General features: G+C 38.4%; 17 protein-coding genes and 1 pseudogene. 6 read left to right on the forward strand and 12 right to left on the reverse strand.

Features of this window, described 5'->3' with window-relative positions; all coding sequences use genetic code 11:
- Positions 1 to 156: 156 nt before the first annotated feature.
- The gene (locus tag IPK31_14575) at positions 157 to 2,055 is read left to right on the forward strand and encodes a hypothetical protein (GenBank protein ID MBK8089060.1); all 1,899 of its coding nucleotides are present in this window, start codon (positions 157 to 159) and stop codon (positions 2,053 to 2,055) included.
- A 50-nt stretch (positions 2,056 to 2,105) separates the two neighbouring features.
- Here IPK31_14575 and IPK31_14580 read toward each other — a convergent pair whose 3' ends face one another.
- Together IPK31_14580 and IPK31_14585 are read right to left on the reverse strand one after the other, a co-directional pair.
- Positions 2,106 to 2,522, reverse strand: coding sequence for a DUF3788 domain-containing protein (locus tag IPK31_14580; protein ID MBK8089061.1), 417 nt, complete (start codon positions 2,520 to 2,522; stop codon positions 2,106 to 2,108).
- On the reverse strand, positions 2,519 to 3,010 hold the full coding sequence (locus IPK31_14585; protein ID MBK8089062.1) for a DUF1905 domain-containing protein: 492 nt from the start codon (positions 3,008 to 3,010) through the stop codon (positions 2,519 to 2,521). Before IPK31_14585 ends, IPK31_14580 begins: the two co-directional genes overlap by 4 nt.
- A 160-nt stretch (positions 3,011 to 3,170) precedes the next feature.
- On the opposite strand from IPK31_14585, the gene IPK31_14590 reads away from it, so the two are divergent.
- The 3 genes from IPK31_14590 to IPK31_14600 are packed head-to-tail and all read left to right on the forward strand — an operon-like array spanning position 3,171 to position 5,431.
- Positions 3,171 to 3,455, forward strand: coding sequence for a gluconate 2-dehydrogenase subunit 3 family protein (locus IPK31_14590; GenBank protein MBK8089063.1), 285 nt, complete (start codon positions 3,171 to 3,173; stop codon positions 3,453 to 3,455).
- The gene (locus IPK31_14595; protein ID MBK8089064.1) at positions 3,440 to 3,733 is read left to right on the forward strand and encodes a gluconate 2-dehydrogenase subunit 3 family protein; all 294 of its coding nucleotides are present in this window, start codon (positions 3,440 to 3,442) and stop codon (positions 3,731 to 3,733) included. The genes IPK31_14590 and IPK31_14595 overlap by 16 nt, the downstream gene beginning before the upstream one ends.
- Before the next feature lie 30 nt (positions 3,734 to 3,763).
- Positions 3,764 to 5,431, forward strand: a complete 1,668-nt coding sequence (locus IPK31_14600) for a GMC family oxidoreductase (protein MBK8089065.1) — start codon at positions 3,764 to 3,766, stop codon at positions 5,429 to 5,431.
- Positions 5,432 to 5,466: 35 nt separating this feature from the next.
- On the opposite strand, the gene IPK31_14605 is transcribed toward IPK31_14600, so the two are convergent.
- The 7 genes from IPK31_14605 to IPK31_14635 all read right to left on the reverse strand — a co-directional run bounded on the left by IPK31_14605 (position 5,467) and on the right by IPK31_14635 (position 10,011).
- Positions 5,467 to 6,177 (reverse strand): class I SAM-dependent methyltransferase, encoded by a 711-nt coding sequence (locus tag IPK31_14605; protein ID MBK8089066.1) that lies wholly within the window; start codon positions 6,175 to 6,177, stop codon positions 5,467 to 5,469.
- A 70-nt stretch (positions 6,178 to 6,247) separates the two neighbouring features.
- Complete coding sequence (locus IPK31_14610) at positions 6,248 to 7,327, reverse strand: lactonase family protein (protein ID MBK8089067.1); 1,080 nt, start codon at positions 7,325 to 7,327, stop codon at positions 6,248 to 6,250.
- Between the two features lie 25 nt (positions 7,328 to 7,352).
- Positions 7,353 to 7,817, reverse strand: a complete 465-nt coding sequence (locus IPK31_14615; protein MBK8089068.1) for a hypothetical protein — start codon at positions 7,815 to 7,817, stop codon at positions 7,353 to 7,355.
- 242 nt (positions 7,818 to 8,059) lie between these two features.
- Positions 8,060 to 8,278 carry a hypothetical protein gene (locus tag IPK31_14620; GenBank protein MBK8089069.1) on the reverse strand — a complete coding sequence of 73 codons (219 nt, stop codon included), beginning with the start codon at positions 8,276 to 8,278 and terminating at the stop codon, positions 8,060 to 8,062.
- Between the two features lie 35 nt (positions 8,279 to 8,313).
- A complete protein-coding gene (locus tag IPK31_14625) occupies positions 8,314 to 9,279 on the reverse strand; it encodes an NAD(P)-dependent alcohol dehydrogenase (protein ID MBK8089070.1) in 966 nt (321 codons plus the stop codon).
- A gap of 101 nt (positions 9,280 to 9,380) precedes the next feature.
- Complete coding sequence (locus IPK31_14630) at positions 9,381 to 9,719, reverse strand: DUF86 domain-containing protein (protein ID MBK8089071.1); 339 nt, start codon at positions 9,717 to 9,719, stop codon at positions 9,381 to 9,383.
- Complete coding sequence (locus IPK31_14635) at positions 9,709 to 10,011, reverse strand: nucleotidyltransferase domain-containing protein (GenBank protein MBK8089072.1); 303 nt, start codon at positions 10,009 to 10,011, stop codon at positions 9,709 to 9,711. The genes IPK31_14630 and IPK31_14635 overlap by 11 nt, the downstream gene beginning before the upstream one ends.
- 145 nt (positions 10,012 to 10,156) lie before the next feature.
- Here IPK31_14635 and IPK31_14640 point away from each other — a divergent pair.
- Positions 10,157 to 11,589: pseudogene (locus tag IPK31_14640) on the forward strand (M20/M25/M40 family metallo-hydrolase).
- 124 nt (positions 11,590 to 11,713) lie between these two features.
- The gene (locus IPK31_14645) at positions 11,714 to 12,217 is read left to right on the forward strand and encodes a lipocalin-like domain-containing protein (protein MBK8089073.1); all 504 of its coding nucleotides are present in this window, start codon (positions 11,714 to 11,716) and stop codon (positions 12,215 to 12,217) included.
- Between the two features lie 657 nt (positions 12,218 to 12,874).
- Here the strand turns inward: IPK31_14645 and IPK31_14650 are convergent.
- Genes IPK31_14650 through IPK31_14660 form a run of 3 tightly spaced genes read right to left on the reverse strand, consistent with a single transcriptional unit; the run spans position 12,875 to position 14,260 of the window.
- Positions 12,875 to 13,696, reverse strand: coding sequence for an AAA family ATPase (locus tag IPK31_14650; GenBank protein ID MBK8089074.1), 822 nt, complete (start codon positions 13,694 to 13,696; stop codon positions 12,875 to 12,877).
- Positions 13,650 to 13,928, reverse strand: a complete 279-nt coding sequence (locus IPK31_14655) for an AAA family ATPase (GenBank protein MBK8089075.1) — start codon at positions 13,926 to 13,928, stop codon at positions 13,650 to 13,652. Before IPK31_14655 ends, IPK31_14650 begins: the two co-directional genes overlap by 47 nt.
- On the reverse strand, positions 13,892 to 14,260 hold the full coding sequence (locus IPK31_14660) for an AAA family ATPase (GenBank protein MBK8089076.1): 369 nt from the start codon (positions 14,258 to 14,260) through the stop codon (positions 13,892 to 13,894). Before IPK31_14660 ends, IPK31_14655 begins: the two co-directional genes overlap by 37 nt.
- Between the last annotated feature and the right edge of the window lie 10 nt (positions 14,261 to 14,270).

The following is a 14,270-nucleotide window of genomic DNA, read 5'->3' on the forward strand; positions in this document are numbered from 1 at the left end:
TATCCACCTCTCAAAAGGCTTTCATGGAATTGATTTGAATGCAAATTATTTTTTCTTTTCCCCCTGTTTGATGTTTATGATCACAGAAACCTATGACCATGGTCAGACAGTTTCAATGAAATAATGGAAACCTTTGCTTGGGGAGAGTTTTAAGCAGTGAATGAGCAACTGCTCACAACTGTTTGTTTTACTGCACTTAATACGAAAAAAGTCTTTACACATTTAACCAACTTATTGTATCGCATGAATAATTATTCAACACATCATAAATTTCATATCCCGGTAATGGGTTTGGCTTACACCATTGACAGTCCTATTAAAGTCGCAAGGTTTGGAATTTCTTCTGTTATTTCCATTGTTGAAGACAGGCTGGTGGAAATGATGCGCAGTCATTATTATGCAACACTTAATCTTGAGTACCAGCCAATCACTGTACATGAAGAGGATTACCGTGCAAAACGGATCACCGATTATCTCAATCTTGTGAATACCATTGTTCAGGAACAGGTGGAGAAGATGAAGACAACTGCTTTTGAAAAGGGCTCTGAAATTGTGAAATATTTTGAAATGCTGCCTGAGGACAGTACTGTGAAAAAAATGTACAGGCAAATGCTGAGTCTTACTAATCAGCCGGAAAAGGAAAAAATCGAAAATTATTTACGTACACAGATTGTACCTGGCAGTATTGATGTAAACATCATGACCAAAATTGACCGCAACAATTATAATGAAAAGGATGAAGTTGTGGAAGACGGTTCTGATGCTGTTACAGCATTAAGAGGTTTTGCCAATAGTAACCTCAGCAACTCATCGGTTATTTTTTCTGCGGGTATGAACCCGAGATTATATAATTACCTGGAAAATTGCAAAGAGCTTACTATAAATGAAGAGGGTGCTTTTGCAAAAAAAGTTGTGATTAAAGTAAGTGATTACAGGAGTGCATTGATCCAGGGAAAATATTTAGCCAAGAAAGGAGTTTGGGTAAGTGAGTTCAGAATTGAATCGGGTTTAAACTGCGGAGGGCATGCATTTGCAACAGATGGTTTCTTACTTGGGCCAATTCTGGAAGAATTCAAAGCCAGTAAGCAGGAACTGAGTGATGAACTGTTTGCCATCTACAATGCAGCATTGCAGAAAAAAACAGGCCGTTCATTGGAGGCTGCTCCTGAAATTATTTTTTCTGTACAGGGCGGAATTGGTACACATGAAGAAGATGCGTTTTTACATCAGCATTATGATATACAGAGTACAGGTTGGGGCACACCTTTTTTACTGGTACCTGAAGCCACAACGGTTGATGATGATACAATGAAGTTATTATGTGCTGCTGAAGAAAAAGATGTAGTGTTGAGTCATAACTCTCCATTAGGAGTGAGGTTTCATTATTTAAAAGGAACCAGTTCCGATACAGAGAAAGCAGGGCGGATCAGCAAAGGAAGTCCCGGCAGCCCCTGTACGGAAAAACTGTTGGCTTTTAATACAGAGTTTACAAAAGAACCAATTTGCACGGCATCTAAAAAATACCAGCAATTAAAAATTGAACAACTGCAGTCGCTGCAATTACCTGAAGCAGAGTTTAACAGGCAACTGAATGAAGTCTTGGACAAAGAATGTTTATGTGTTGGGCTTAGTAATTCGGCAGCGATCAACTATGAAAAAACCTTTGTTAAGAAAATGAATGCAGTAACTATTTGTTCCGGTCCGAATATTGTGAATTTTTCAAAAGTTGTTTCGTTGCAAACAATGACCGATCATATTTACGGAAGGGAAGATATCCTGGCACATAAGAGCCGGCCACATATGTTTGTAGCCGAACTGTATTTATATATTGATTACCTGAAGGAACAGCTGGGTGAGCATCCGGAAGCAGAACAGGATGTAAAAAAGAAGAAATATATTTCAACCTTTTATACAAATCTCAGGAACGGGATTGCATATTATCAACAGTTACCGGGAGTAGCTGCTGCAAACAGGAAAGAGTTTGTAAAAGCACTTGCTGATGTTGAACAGGAGCTGGATTGTTTAAATTACCAGTTCAGGATCAACAGTAATTAAGAAGTGAATAAATGATTCAGAAGCTGTAACATGTATTTGTTACAGCTTTTTTAATGTGATATTTTTATACTGATCAGTTTTTTCAGATCCTTAAGGGTTGATTGATCCTTTACATCTAACCTGATACCTCTTCCTTCGGCATATACTTTTGCATTCTTCAATTCTGTTTTGATTGCATCTGCAATATCAGCAGTTAAAATTTCATCTGTTGCTTTCTGTCCAAATACAAAAGCCACTTTAAAAAAGCCATCACGGGGTAATAAATAAATCAATGCCCGTTTCTTATCGCTGATGCGGAAACTCCAGCCATACTTATCTCCTGAAAAATTCCAGCCTTCTGTTGCAGAAGGGTAAGATTGATAAGTAAACTCCGCAAGCGATTTCCAACTGCTGTAAGTGCGGCCATTTGCTTTTTTTAAATCAGCCTCTGTTGGTTTTTTTTCTTTGTCTGTAAAAATGCTTTTCATTTTTTTTCGGCCTCCTTTATATTTTTTTCTCCTTTCATTATTTTTTTAATAGTTTCTGCAATCCGTTCCACTTTTTTTTCTTCTTTTTTTGCAGTATAAATCCAGTCAATAAAGGCTTTTTGCTCACCCTCTGTACAATGCATAAATTTTTCATGTGCTGTTGGTTCATCAAGCAAACAAAGAAGTAATTCTTCCGGAATTTCCATTGGAGTATTATCTGCGTATAAAACAACTTTTATCCAATCGCCGGCTTTCTTATTAATCTTTTTTCTGATCTCTGCTTTAACGGGTAGAAATAATTTGCCGTACCCCATCGGCATTAACCGATAATTTTTTATTTCCACATCATCAATGCTTCCGCTTACTTTAACCCAGCCGAATGGTGCATGTTTATCCTGTAATACTTCAGGAATGGCAGCATAGGTCCAGCCGCCTTTGCCGGGATACTTTTCAAGCAGGTATTTTTTATTGACTAATGGCTTTTCCATTTCAGATTATTTTTATCACCCTGACTAATGTAACAGGTTTGCAGGCAAATCAGTTGCTGAAAGTTACTTCATTTATACTTTGCCCAACATTGAAAAACAGGAAAAACATCAACAGCCGGATATCATTTGTAATTACCTTTAGCCATGTAAAAACTTTGCCATGAACCGTCGCCACCTGCTGAAAGGAATGAGTGTACTTACATTGTACAGCAGCTTCCCCGCAGTACTCACCGAATTTATTTCTTCCTGTAATGTTTCAGGAAAAGAACTCCAAACCCGTTTCTTTTCGGAAGATGAGTTTCAGCTAATTGAAGAGCTTACTGATATCCTGATTCCCAAAACTTCTACACCCGGCGCACTGGAAGCAAGGGTGCCCTATTTTATTGATATGGTTGTGAAAGATTGCATGAATGAAAAGATCAGCAATCAATTAAGGCCGGATTAAAACAACTGAATGAGGACGCAAAGGGAAAATTCACGTTACTTTCTGCAGAAGAAAAACTGAAATGGATAAAAGAGACAGATGATGCTGCTTTTAAAGATGCAGCAGATAAAACCTGGTTCCGGTTTTTTAAGAAGCTTACCACTATCGGATACTTTACATCGCAGGAAGGAATGAGTAAAGCATTAAACTATGTAAAAGTGCCGGCCGATTATAAAGCATGCATCCCTTATAAAAAAGGTGACAAGGCTTTGGCTAAAACATTTTTAATGTACTGGTAAAATATATTTCTTCAAAACAAACGACCGGTTATGCTGTACGATGCAATTGTAGTTGGTTCAGGTATCTCAGGGGGTTGGGCCGCAAAAGAATTAACTGAAAAAGGATTGAAGACATTATTGCTTGAAAGAGGCCGTGATGTAAAACATGTAAAGGATTATCCCACTGCCACACTTGATCCATGGGAATTACCCAATCATAATATATTAACGGAAGAAGATAAAAAAACATATCCCATACAAAGCAGGGTGTATCATTTTGGACAGGACGACAAACATTTCTTTGTAAAAGATACCGAGCATACTTACGGGCAGGTAAAACCTTTTCTCTGGACACAGGGAAACCAGGTGGGTGGAAAATCATTGTTGTGGAGCAGGCATACGTTTCGTTTGAGTGATCTTGATTTTGAAGCAAACTTAAAAGAGGGAGTTGGCATCGACTGGCCCATTCGTTATAAAGACATTGAACCGTGGTACGATTATGTGGAACGTTTTATTGGTGTAAGCGGAAAGAATGAGGGCTTACCTCAATTGCCGGATGGGCAATTTATTCCACCTTTTGAAATGAACTGTTTGGAAAAACATCTCAAGCAAAAAATTGAAGCAGCTTTTAAAGAACGGAACTTAATTGAAAGCAGGATGGCGGTACTAACGCAGCCACATAACGGAAGAGGCAAGTGTATGTCGAGAAATCTTTGTCACCGTGGCTGTCCGTTTGGTGCTTACTTCAGCAGTAATTCATCCACACTTCCTGCGGCTTATGCTACAGGTAATTTAACCTTACGTCCGCATTCCATTGTACACAGTATTATCTGGGATAAACAAAAAAACAAAGCAACCGGTGTACGGGTGATTGATGCAGAAACAAAAGAAACCTTTGAATATTTAGCACCCATCATTTTCTTAAATGCTTCTGCATTGCAAACAACAAAAATTCTGATGCAGTCAACATCAGAAACTTTTCCCAACGGCTTTGCCAACAACAGTGGTGTACTTGGTCATTATTTAATGGATCATTATTCAGGTCCCGGTGCAGCGGCAGGTTTTGATATAATGAAAGACCAGTATTACTTCGGGCAACGTTCGACTTCCGTTTATGTACCGAGATTTCAAAACCTGAAACAAAAAGACAGGAATTATACAAGAGGATTTGCGTATGAAGTATATGTATCAAGAGGAGAGTGGACAAGAGGTTATAATGAAGCAGGTGTTGGTGCAGAATGGAAAGATGGATTATCAGAGCCCGGCGACTGGTATGCAGCCATGTATGCATATGGAGAATGTTTACCCGATTATAAAAACCGGATTTATTTAGATGCAAACAAGAAAGATCAATGGGATTTGCCTGTGCTGAATATTGATATGGAGTATGGTGAAAATGAAAAAGCCATGCGAAGTGATATGATCAATGCTGCCAAGGAAATGCTGAACAGTGCGGGGCCGACATGGGTGGCAGAAATCAATGACCCTTCTATACCCGGCAATACCATTCATGAAATGGGAACGGCAAGAATGGGTAATGATCCAAAAACATCAGTGCTTAATAAATTCAATCAATGCCATGATGCGCCAAATGTATTTATCACAGATGGTGCCTGCATGGTTTCCACTGCCTGTCAGAATCCTTCGCTTACCTATATGGCATTAACAGCAAGGGCCTGCAGTTATGCAGTGGATCAGTTGAAGAAAGGAAAGTTGTAAATAATCTTTTGTGGTCAGCGGCCAACAGAGGCAATTTATTTTATCCCTCCATAAGCAGCAAAGCAAATATGCTTGTGTAAAATTTCAACGCTTGTAAAACCAACTTTCTTCATCAGGTCTAACTGGTAATTGAGTGAACGTGGAGAATCTTCCTTATCAACATAGGTCAGCACTTTTGTGCGGTAGTCGGCACCACCAAAACCTTCTAAGTATTCACCATATTTTTCCCAGATATAATCATTCAGTACGTCTGTATCCTGTGTAATTAAATCGGAGATCATGAAACAGCCGCCCGGTTTAAGCAATGAATATATTTTGGCAAATGTTTTTTCCCAGTCAGCATCATCTCTTAAGTGATGCAGAACTGCACCGGCAAGAATAATGTCAAAATGATTTTCTTTCAACTCAGCTTCCCTGATATCCTGTTGAATGACAGTTACGCTGTTGGTTGTTTCAGCTGAAAGACGTTCAAAAGCTTTATCGAGCATGGGTTTACTTAAATCAACCAGTGTGCAGTTGAGGTTGCGGATCTTTGATAACATCATCAATGAATAATTACCTGCACCGCAACCAATGTCTAATAAGTTTACTGCGTCAGGATTGATGCGTTTGGCAGCTTCTGTAATCAACTCCAATGATAAGGTTGCATCAATGGTGGAAAGTTGCCCTGTATCTAAGTTGGAAAAACGTTCTACATCATTATCAAAACGTTCTCTTATTTCTGCGGTGGTTGATTTGTTGTTCATTGTATTAATATGTTTCGGTTTGTAATAATTACTCTATATATTTTAAACAAACAGCCTGAGGCACTGAAATTTATTTACCTGTATAAGTAAGCCTGCCGGTTTGTTTATCCCGTTTAAACACGGTGATATTATTTGAATCCTGGTTGGCAACCAGAATATAATTACCTGTTGGATCAATTGCAAAGTTACGGGGTGTTTTTCCTCTTACTGATTCATGTCCCACAAATGTTAAGCTGCCGTTTTTTTGATTGATGCGGAAGATCGCCAGGCTTTCATGTGCCCTGTTTGAACCGTAGAGAAATTTTCCATCGGGTGAAATATGAATATCAGCCGACCATTTACGACCTGTATAATCAGCAGGCAGAGTTTGTACTGTTTGAAAAGCAGTTAATGTTCCCTTCTTATAATTGAATGCAGTTATGGTAGAATACATTTCCTGGATTACATACGCAAACTTTCCGTTGGGATGAAAGGTAAAATGTCTCGGACCGGAACCTGCAGTTACAGTTGTAAATGGATTGTCAGCTGCAACCAATTGTCCTGTTTGTGCATTGAGCATATAGGTCATGATCTTATCAGTGCCAAGATCAGGAACAAATACATATTTATTATCAGGTGAAATATTGATGGAATGTACATGCGGTTTATCCTGCCGCTCAGGGTCGATACTTTTTCCCTGCAGCTGAATGTTTTGAACAGCAACTCCGATTGATCCATCAGGCAGAACAGGTAAAACGGTAATGCCACCACTTCCATAATTTCCGGTGATGAGCCATTTGCCTGTTTGATCCACCTGCAGATGTGCAGCTCCGGAACCGGGAGCTATTGATTGTGCATTGAGGAAACGAAGATTGTGCGATGGCTGTTCAATGGCAAATGCTCTTACTGTATCTCCTCTTGTTCCACCCAATGCATACAGAAACCGATGATCAGTTGAAATACTTAAGAAGGATGGATTGGTAAAACCTTTTGCAATGCTTACGGGAGTGAGATCGCCTGTTTTACTGTTAAACTGGTAAATATAAATGCCTTCACTTGTGCCTCTTGTGTAGGTGCCGATATAGAGATAATGATTTTGAGCAGATACAAATAAGCCGACGAGGCTGAATGCTGCAATCAATCCTGAACTGATCCTGTATGTTGAAAGCATTTTCATGAAGAATAGTTTTGATTCTTTATTCAATAACTGTTTTAAACAATCCGTAAATAATTACAGTGTCACTATAAACCTTTGGCCAGGTATGATTGCCAATCACTGTTACATGCAGTTTCCCTTTCATGCGGTCGCCTTTTGCATATTCTTTTTTATCAAAAATTAAACCGGGGTTAACAACAGAATAGGTTGAGGGTTTGTATGAACTGTCGGTTATTGTAAAATTCTGATTGTATTGAAAGCTGACAGATGACTGACCCTTCCATGCTTTTAATTCATAATGGTTTCTTGAAAAAGGGTTGTCGCTGAAGGACAGTGCAATTGTATCGCCGCTTTTCACTGCTTTGCAGTTTCTGAAATAATATGTGGATGTATCAATCTGCAGAATGACTTCGGCACTGTGATAGTATTTGGTTGAATCAACGAATTGATTGTTGAGACCGCCGGGATATTGATAAGTTAATTTTCCGCTGCTGTCAAATTTCATAAACTGTGCATAGCCATAGTGATTCTCAGAAAAAATTGCTCATCGAAATTTTCCGTTGAATAATTCTGAACTGGTGAAAGTTTTGGCTCACTGGTGTACACTTCTTTCTGCCGAACCCTGTTGCAGGAAATGAATAAAAGAAGCGTTGATAAAATGATGGTAATGCGGATCATACTGTTTCGGATGAACCTTAAATATACGTGTTTCTGAGGCAGACTGATGAGCTATGCTTGATCATTGTCTCATTTTTGAATCCTCTTTGATCCTGTAGCCCGCCCAATTAAAAACAGAATCACCAGAAACAACAGAACAGAAAGTGCTGCTGTTTTTTTACTGATGATGTAGTAAGTATCACTGATGTGAAGATCAACAGAGGATGTTGTAAATGAAATCTTCAGCAACAGTGATAACAGAAGTAAGAAAAGAATACCAGAGCTGAGAAAAATGATTGCTGTTTTCATAAACCTGTATTGTTGATTTGCTAAGGATGTTTCGGTCAACCAGCAATGCTGATGATTACATTTCCTGTCTTCTGTCCTGTTTCAACATATTTGTACGCCTCTACAATTTGTTCCAGTGAATACTTTCTGTCGATGATTGGTTTGTACTTTCCTGCTTCGGCCAGTTCTTTCAGGAAAAGAATATCTTCTTTACTGATGGTTGGAAAAGGGAACAAAACTTTTCTCCCTCCAAATAACGGTGTTAACAATGCTAAAAAAACATTGGCCCAGCTTTTTCCCAATTCAGTAGAAATATAAATCCCTTTTGGTGTGAGAATTTTTTTACAAACTGCAAAGGAAGTTTTACCAACCGAATCAAAAATAAAATCAAACAGCTGGTTTGTTTTTGTAAAATCCTGTTGGGTGTAATCAATTACTTCATCTGCACCTAATGATTTTACCAGTTCAACATGTTTCGTACTGCACACGGCCGTAACTCTTGCGCCGATTTGTTTGATGAGTTGTACTGCTGCCGAACCAATAGCTCCTGTTGCACCATAGACCAGTATATTTTGTCCTGCATTTACTTTGGCTGCCCTTATATCGCATAAAGCATAATGCCCGCCTTCACTGAGTGGCGCAGCCTCTTCATACGTGAAGTTGATTGGCATAGTTGCAATAGGATCGTTCTCACCCATTGTCATGTATTCTGCATGTGCACCAAACTTTACATCGTTGTAACCAAATACGTTTTCTCCAATTCGGAAGGATGTTACATCTTTTCCTATTGCTTCAATTACTCCGGCAAATTCATTGCCCAGAGTTTTGTTTTTTGGATTGAATAGACCGCTGAAAAAACGGCTGATGAAATACTCGGCACTTCTGAATCCGCAATCAGTGCGGTTGACTGTTGAGGTATGAACTTTTATCAACACTTCGTTGTCTTTTGGAACAGGCTTATCTGCTTCCTGCACAGTAACCACTTCAGGCGGACCGTATTTTGTGTTGATGGCTGCTCTCATTTTTTTGCTCTTTTAAAGTAGAATGAAGATCGGGATTTTGTAGTGCTAAATGAAGTAACGCCTGGCATCAGGTTGTGACATTTATGCCGGTGGAGTCTGTGCTATTCACCCAGCATCATCTCAACTTCCAATTTCAATGCAGGTAAATGAGAAATAACGATCGACCAGATTATATTATCCGAAACCGAGTCATAACCATGAATAATTCTATTCCTTGTATCCACAATTTTCCTTGCATGTGAAAGCTCAATCGAATTATCTTTTTGCAGAATTCTATTCATTGCTTCGCCAATAATTTCGATATTTCTTTCAACTGCCCGTTTGGTACGAATATCACTTTGAAAGGAGGTAAAATCTTTGGGAGTGCCGGCAAAAAAACTGTCTATTTCATTGATGGCATTCAAAATATCGTATAGCCAGGCTTTGATCTCAATGTCCATAGATAAGTTGTCTTTGTTGATTCAGGTTTTGTCTGAAATAAGGATTTTTGATCGCTTTTTCTTCCAGTAAATCAATAGAGCGGTTAAATACCTTTTGTAATGAGAACTTTAAATCAAAGTAATTGTCAGCATAAACTGAGAAGTCCATAGGGTCAAAATCAACAACCAGGTCAATATCACTGTCGTTATTAAATTGATCTGTGAGAACTGATCCAAAAGCATACAGCTGTTTCACCTTGTGATCAGTACAAAGCCTTCTGATGTCATTTATATGTTGATCTATTAATGTCATTGATCAGCAAATCTATGAAAAAGTCACAATTACTCATAAACGGAGTTCTTAGAGTGACAGCCGTCGTTCGCTATACCGACTGGGAATACAAAAATCTTCTGCAACTGTGAAATGCCCCCTCACGAATTTTCATTATCTTGTCTGCATGAAACAATATGTACTTCTGCTGCTGATTTTTGCAGCACACCACTCCTCTGCACAACAGGTAAAAATTTCAAAAAATATTCAACAGGCTATGAACAGGATCGATACGAATACGATCCGTTCGCATATTGCTTACCTGGCCGATGATAAATTAAAAGGCCGACTGCCCGGTACGGAAGGTTACCAACTGGCAGTTGACTATGTGGTTGATCAGTATAAAAAAATGGGCGTGGCACCCGGTGGAGATAATGGTGGCTATACACAAAAGCTGATTTTGCGTAAGTCAGTAGTAAATAATAAATCGGCTGTTGCAGTAGTAAAAGATAAACAGGGCAATATTGATTCATTAGACTTTGCAGTTGATTATACAGTTGTACCGCACCCCATGCAGACCTCTGCTTCTGCAAACGGATCACTGGTTTTTGCCGGTTATGGTGTGGAGATTCCCGGTGTATATTCTGATTATACAGGTATTGATGTAAAAGGAAAAATTGTGGTGCTTGTAAGCGGCGCCCCCGATGGTTTACTATCTACACTCACTGCACATTTCTCCAATGGAGGAAACAAAGCGACTACTGCTTTTGCAAAAGGAGCAACAGGTGTCATCATAAAAAAGGAAAGAACTCTTCTTTTGATCTGCCTTATACAATTGCTGCATCTTATACCACTACGCATACCGATTTTGAAAGTTATAATGTGGTGGGATTGATACCGGGCAGTGATAAACTATTGAAGAATGAATATGTGGTACATTCTGCTCATCTCGATCATGTGGGTATTGGCCGTGCAGTAAATGGCGATTCAATTTATAATGGTGCACATGATAATGCATCGGGTGTTGCTTCGTTGCTGGAGATTGCACGGATTTATAAAACTTCCGGAGCAAAACCAAAACGTTCCGTATTGATTGTAATGGTAACCGGTGAGGAAATGGGATTGATCGGCTCTTCTTATTTTGCCGCCAACCCAACTGTACCAAAATCATCCATTGTTGCAGATGTAAATACAGATATGCCAACGGTGATTGCACCATTACTGGCAGTAGTTCCATTGGGTGCAGAACATTCAAGCATTATGAACAATGTACAGTTTGCTGCAGGCTATCTTGGTCTGGATGTTGAGAAAGATCCTGAACCTGAACAAAACCGTTTTGTACGAAGTGATCAGTACAGCTTTGTCATGAATGGCATTCCTGCATTGCATATTAAGTATGGCAACAAAACAAATATCCCGGGTTTTGATATGGTTGCTTTTGTAAAACAATGGCGTGCGAAATATTATCATCAGAGTGCAGATGGGTTAGACGGCATCTTTAATTTTACTGCGGCCAAAACCTATGTGCAATTAAATTTTCTTATTAGTTATTCCATTGCACAAACAACAGAACGGCCAACATGGAACAAAGGCGATTTGTTTGGAACTGTAACGAAATAATAAAGAGTGAATAGAGGAGTGGGGGATAAAAAGGAAATTCTTGGTTTGCTGAATGAAGTAACGTGTTGGCATCTGTAACAGACGTTTATTGACACATTAATTAAAGCTATTAAAAATTAAGGTTATGAAATATTTAATGATTTCCATTTTTCTACTGTTACTTGTATCACTGCATGCTCAGGATAACAGGCCGTCTAAAAAAGTAAGAAAACAATTCGCAGGCACATGGTCATTGATAGCTGTTGAAAACACCAATGCTGATGGCAGCAAAACACTGCCTTATGGTGAAAGCCCTGTGGGTTTGCTTGTTTTTACCAATGAAGGCGATTACGCAATTCAAATACTAAAGTCAGTTCGTCCAAAAGTAGCTGCCAATGATAAAAACAAAGCTACTAACGATGAAAATGCTGCATTGGTACAAGGCAATAACTCTCACTTTGGCAATTACACAGTGGATATAATGAAGCGTACCGTTACATTTAATGTGCAGCGTGCATTCTATCCGAACTGGGAAGGTACAGTCCAAGTGCGTTCATTTACACTTGAAGACAATACGTTAAGTTATATTGTTACCAATACTACGAATGGCGGCTCAATAACAGCTAAAGTTGTCTGGAAGAAAAAATAACAGGATGAGGTCAGTTGTTTGGGTTGCCTGTAACGAGCGGGGAGACCTGCCCCAGATGAGTTATCACCAACGACATTGATAGTTGAGACTACTTTAGTTAAAATTGATTTTTGTTTTTCTTCAAGCGACTGTAGATATCGTTCAAGACGCTGCAGAATGTAATAAAGACAGTGCAGAATGAAAAAAAGACAGTGCAGCTGTGAATAAAGAAACTTCGGATGTGAATAAAGCTGTTGCAGCTATCGTTCAAGACGCCGTAGAATGTAATAAAGGCAGCGCAGAATGAAAAAAAGGCAGTGCAGACATCGTTCAAGACGCTGCAGCTATCGTTAAAGAGACTGCAGAATACGGTTTAAGAGAGTGTGAATGAGGTTTTTATGGGGAAAGTGAGAGAAAAGTTAGAGGGAGAAGCAAGAAATTTGCCGGTTGTAACCTGGAATTGCAGACTGTACGCTGGCGCAAGAATGAGGCGTTGGTATTGAAGCCGTGCTTCTTGTGCCTTGCAGGTTATTTGTGTTACAGCAATCATTTACCCTTACTATACTCAGGCACAAGAAACCAACACACATGGCTAAGCCTCATTCTTGCGCCAGGTTTACGATTGACATACTTGGACTATTGGGGGACGTACAAGGAATAGGTTTTGCTGCAGGTATTTTAATTCTCATTAATATTCATCATCATTTTATAGTGGCCTTCATGGTCAGTCAATACAAATATGTCCTTAAATACCTTTTTGTAAGTTTCTATCGTCCTGTCCTGAAGTTCAACATATAAGTCGTCATTTATACTATGAGAGCCGTCATTAATCCACGAGATTAGTGATCTGCAAATCTCTTGTTCTTCTTTTGTGGTGAATTTAAGAATTAAGTCATCATCGCCGTACTTGCCAAGAAGTTTAAAGTAATTCTCAATTATCCGTCGCATTATGTTTTGAATTGTAAGGCTTGATTTAACTCCTTCACTTTTCAATTCTTGCCATAACAGTTCATAGGAGGATTGAATAGGGTTTACCATTAAGAAATTTTGCAGAGTTGTAATTCTGTCGTTTTTACGTAAAATCCAAAAATTAGTCTTGTTACAGGTTTTAGTTCTTCCATCAATGAACGACACTTCTTTATGGAAATAAACATTATGCGTTAGTAAAATTATCTGCTTAATATTTCCGATATCAGCTTTAACATTCTTAATTAATTCTTTAATGAGTGTGCTTACAACAAAAAGCACATTACTATCCAAGCTCGAAATAGGGTCATCTATAACTAAAACACGTTCTTCATTGACAACGTCTTCTGAAATTCCTCCTTTTGCTAGCTGTAAATAATATAGAAATGTAATAAATGTTATTTCCCCTTCACTTAAAGTTGTTTCAGCGATTGAACCGTCCTGACGTTGTATTTGATAAAAGCCTTCTTCGGTTGCTGGTACAATTTCAAAATTTAAAAATCCGTAAGATTTTAAAAAGTCTATTAATCTCATTAATCGCAGGCTGTATACTTGTTACATTCTTGCTGAGATTTTTTATTTCAGCGTCCAATGCTTTATACTCTGCCAATCTAGCATTTATTTGAACTTGCAAAGCTGCAATTCCTCTTTCTAAGCCATTTCTCTCAGTGTTGAATGTGGTTATTTCCGACTTATACTCTTCAATAAGAAATTTCCAAATTGCTTTTATTAAAATGCTACGTTCAGTAGTATAATTGGTGACGATGTCATTGTGCTTTTAATTTCAGTATTTGCTTGACTAATCAAATTGGTTAAAAAACCGGATTGCTCTTTCAATGAAATTAGCTCTATGCTTCTACTCGGTTCCTTTACTTTATTACTAAGCAATTCACTATTCGTTGCGTTTTGGCTTATTAGTGTTTTAAGATAAGCTGAGAATTTGTCTATATCTAGTTTTGTGTCCTTAAAATCCTTTTGATTTGTTTCAATTGTATTAAGTAAGTTGATTAGGTTTTGAGTTAGAGAGTTGTATTCTTGTTTTAGATCTTTAATCAGCTTGATATCATTTATATAGGTTTCATCAAAAAAGCTTTCAATTGTTGTTTAA

It is taken from the genome of Chitinophagaceae bacterium (assembly GCA_016713085.1).
Classification (GTDB): domain Bacteria; phylum Bacteroidota; class Bacteroidia; order Chitinophagales; family Chitinophagaceae; genus Lacibacter.

What these genes read in the sequence shown, in the direction of transcription:
- IPK31_14580 (MBK8089061.1), bottom strand. Translation starts at nt 2,522, where the DNA reads ATGAAAAGCATTTTTACAGACAAAGAAAAAAAACCAACAGAGGCTGAT.
- IPK31_14585 (MBK8089062.1), bottom strand. Translation starts at nt 3,010, where the DNA reads ATGGAAAAGCCATTAGTCAATAAAAAATACCTGCTTGAAAAGTATCCC.
- IPK31_14590 (MBK8089063.1), top strand. Translation starts at nt 3,171, where the DNA reads ATGAACCGTCGCCACCTGCTGAAAGGAATGAGTGTACTTACATTGTAC.
- IPK31_14600 (MBK8089065.1), top strand. Translation starts at nt 3,764, where the DNA reads ATGCTGTACGATGCAATTGTAGTTGGTTCAGGTATCTCAGGGGGTTGG.
- IPK31_14605 (MBK8089066.1), bottom strand. Translation starts at nt 6,177, where the DNA reads ATGAACAACAAATCAACCACCGCAGAAATAAGAGAACGTTTTGATAAT.
- IPK31_14610 (MBK8089067.1), bottom strand. Translation starts at nt 7,327, where the DNA reads ATGCTTTCAACATACAGGATCAGTTCAGGATTGATTGCAGCATTCAGC.
- IPK31_14615 (MBK8089068.1), bottom strand. Translation starts at nt 7,817, where the DNA reads ATGAAATTTGACAGCAGCGGAAAATTAACTTATCAATATCCCGGCGGT.
- IPK31_14620 (MBK8089069.1), bottom strand. Translation starts at nt 8,278, where the DNA reads ATGAAAACAGCAATCATTTTTCTCAGCTCTGGTATTCTTTTCTTACTT.
- IPK31_14625 (MBK8089070.1), bottom strand. Translation starts at nt 9,279, where the DNA reads ATGAGAGCAGCCATCAACACAAAATACGGTCCGCCTGAAGTGGTTACT.
- IPK31_14630 (MBK8089071.1), bottom strand. Translation starts at nt 9,719, where the DNA reads ATGGACATTGAGATCAAAGCCTGGCTATACGATATTTTGAATGCCATC.
- IPK31_14635 (MBK8089072.1), bottom strand. Translation starts at nt 10,011, where the DNA reads ATGACATTAATAGATCAACATATAAATGACATCAGAAGGCTTTGTACT.
- IPK31_14645 (MBK8089073.1), top strand. Translation starts at nt 11,714, where the DNA reads ATGAAATATTTAATGATTTCCATTTTTCTACTGTTACTTGTATCACTG.
- IPK31_14650 (MBK8089074.1), bottom strand. Translation starts at nt 13,696, where the DNA reads ATGAGATTAATAGACTTTTTAAAATCTTACGGATTTTTAAATTTTGAA.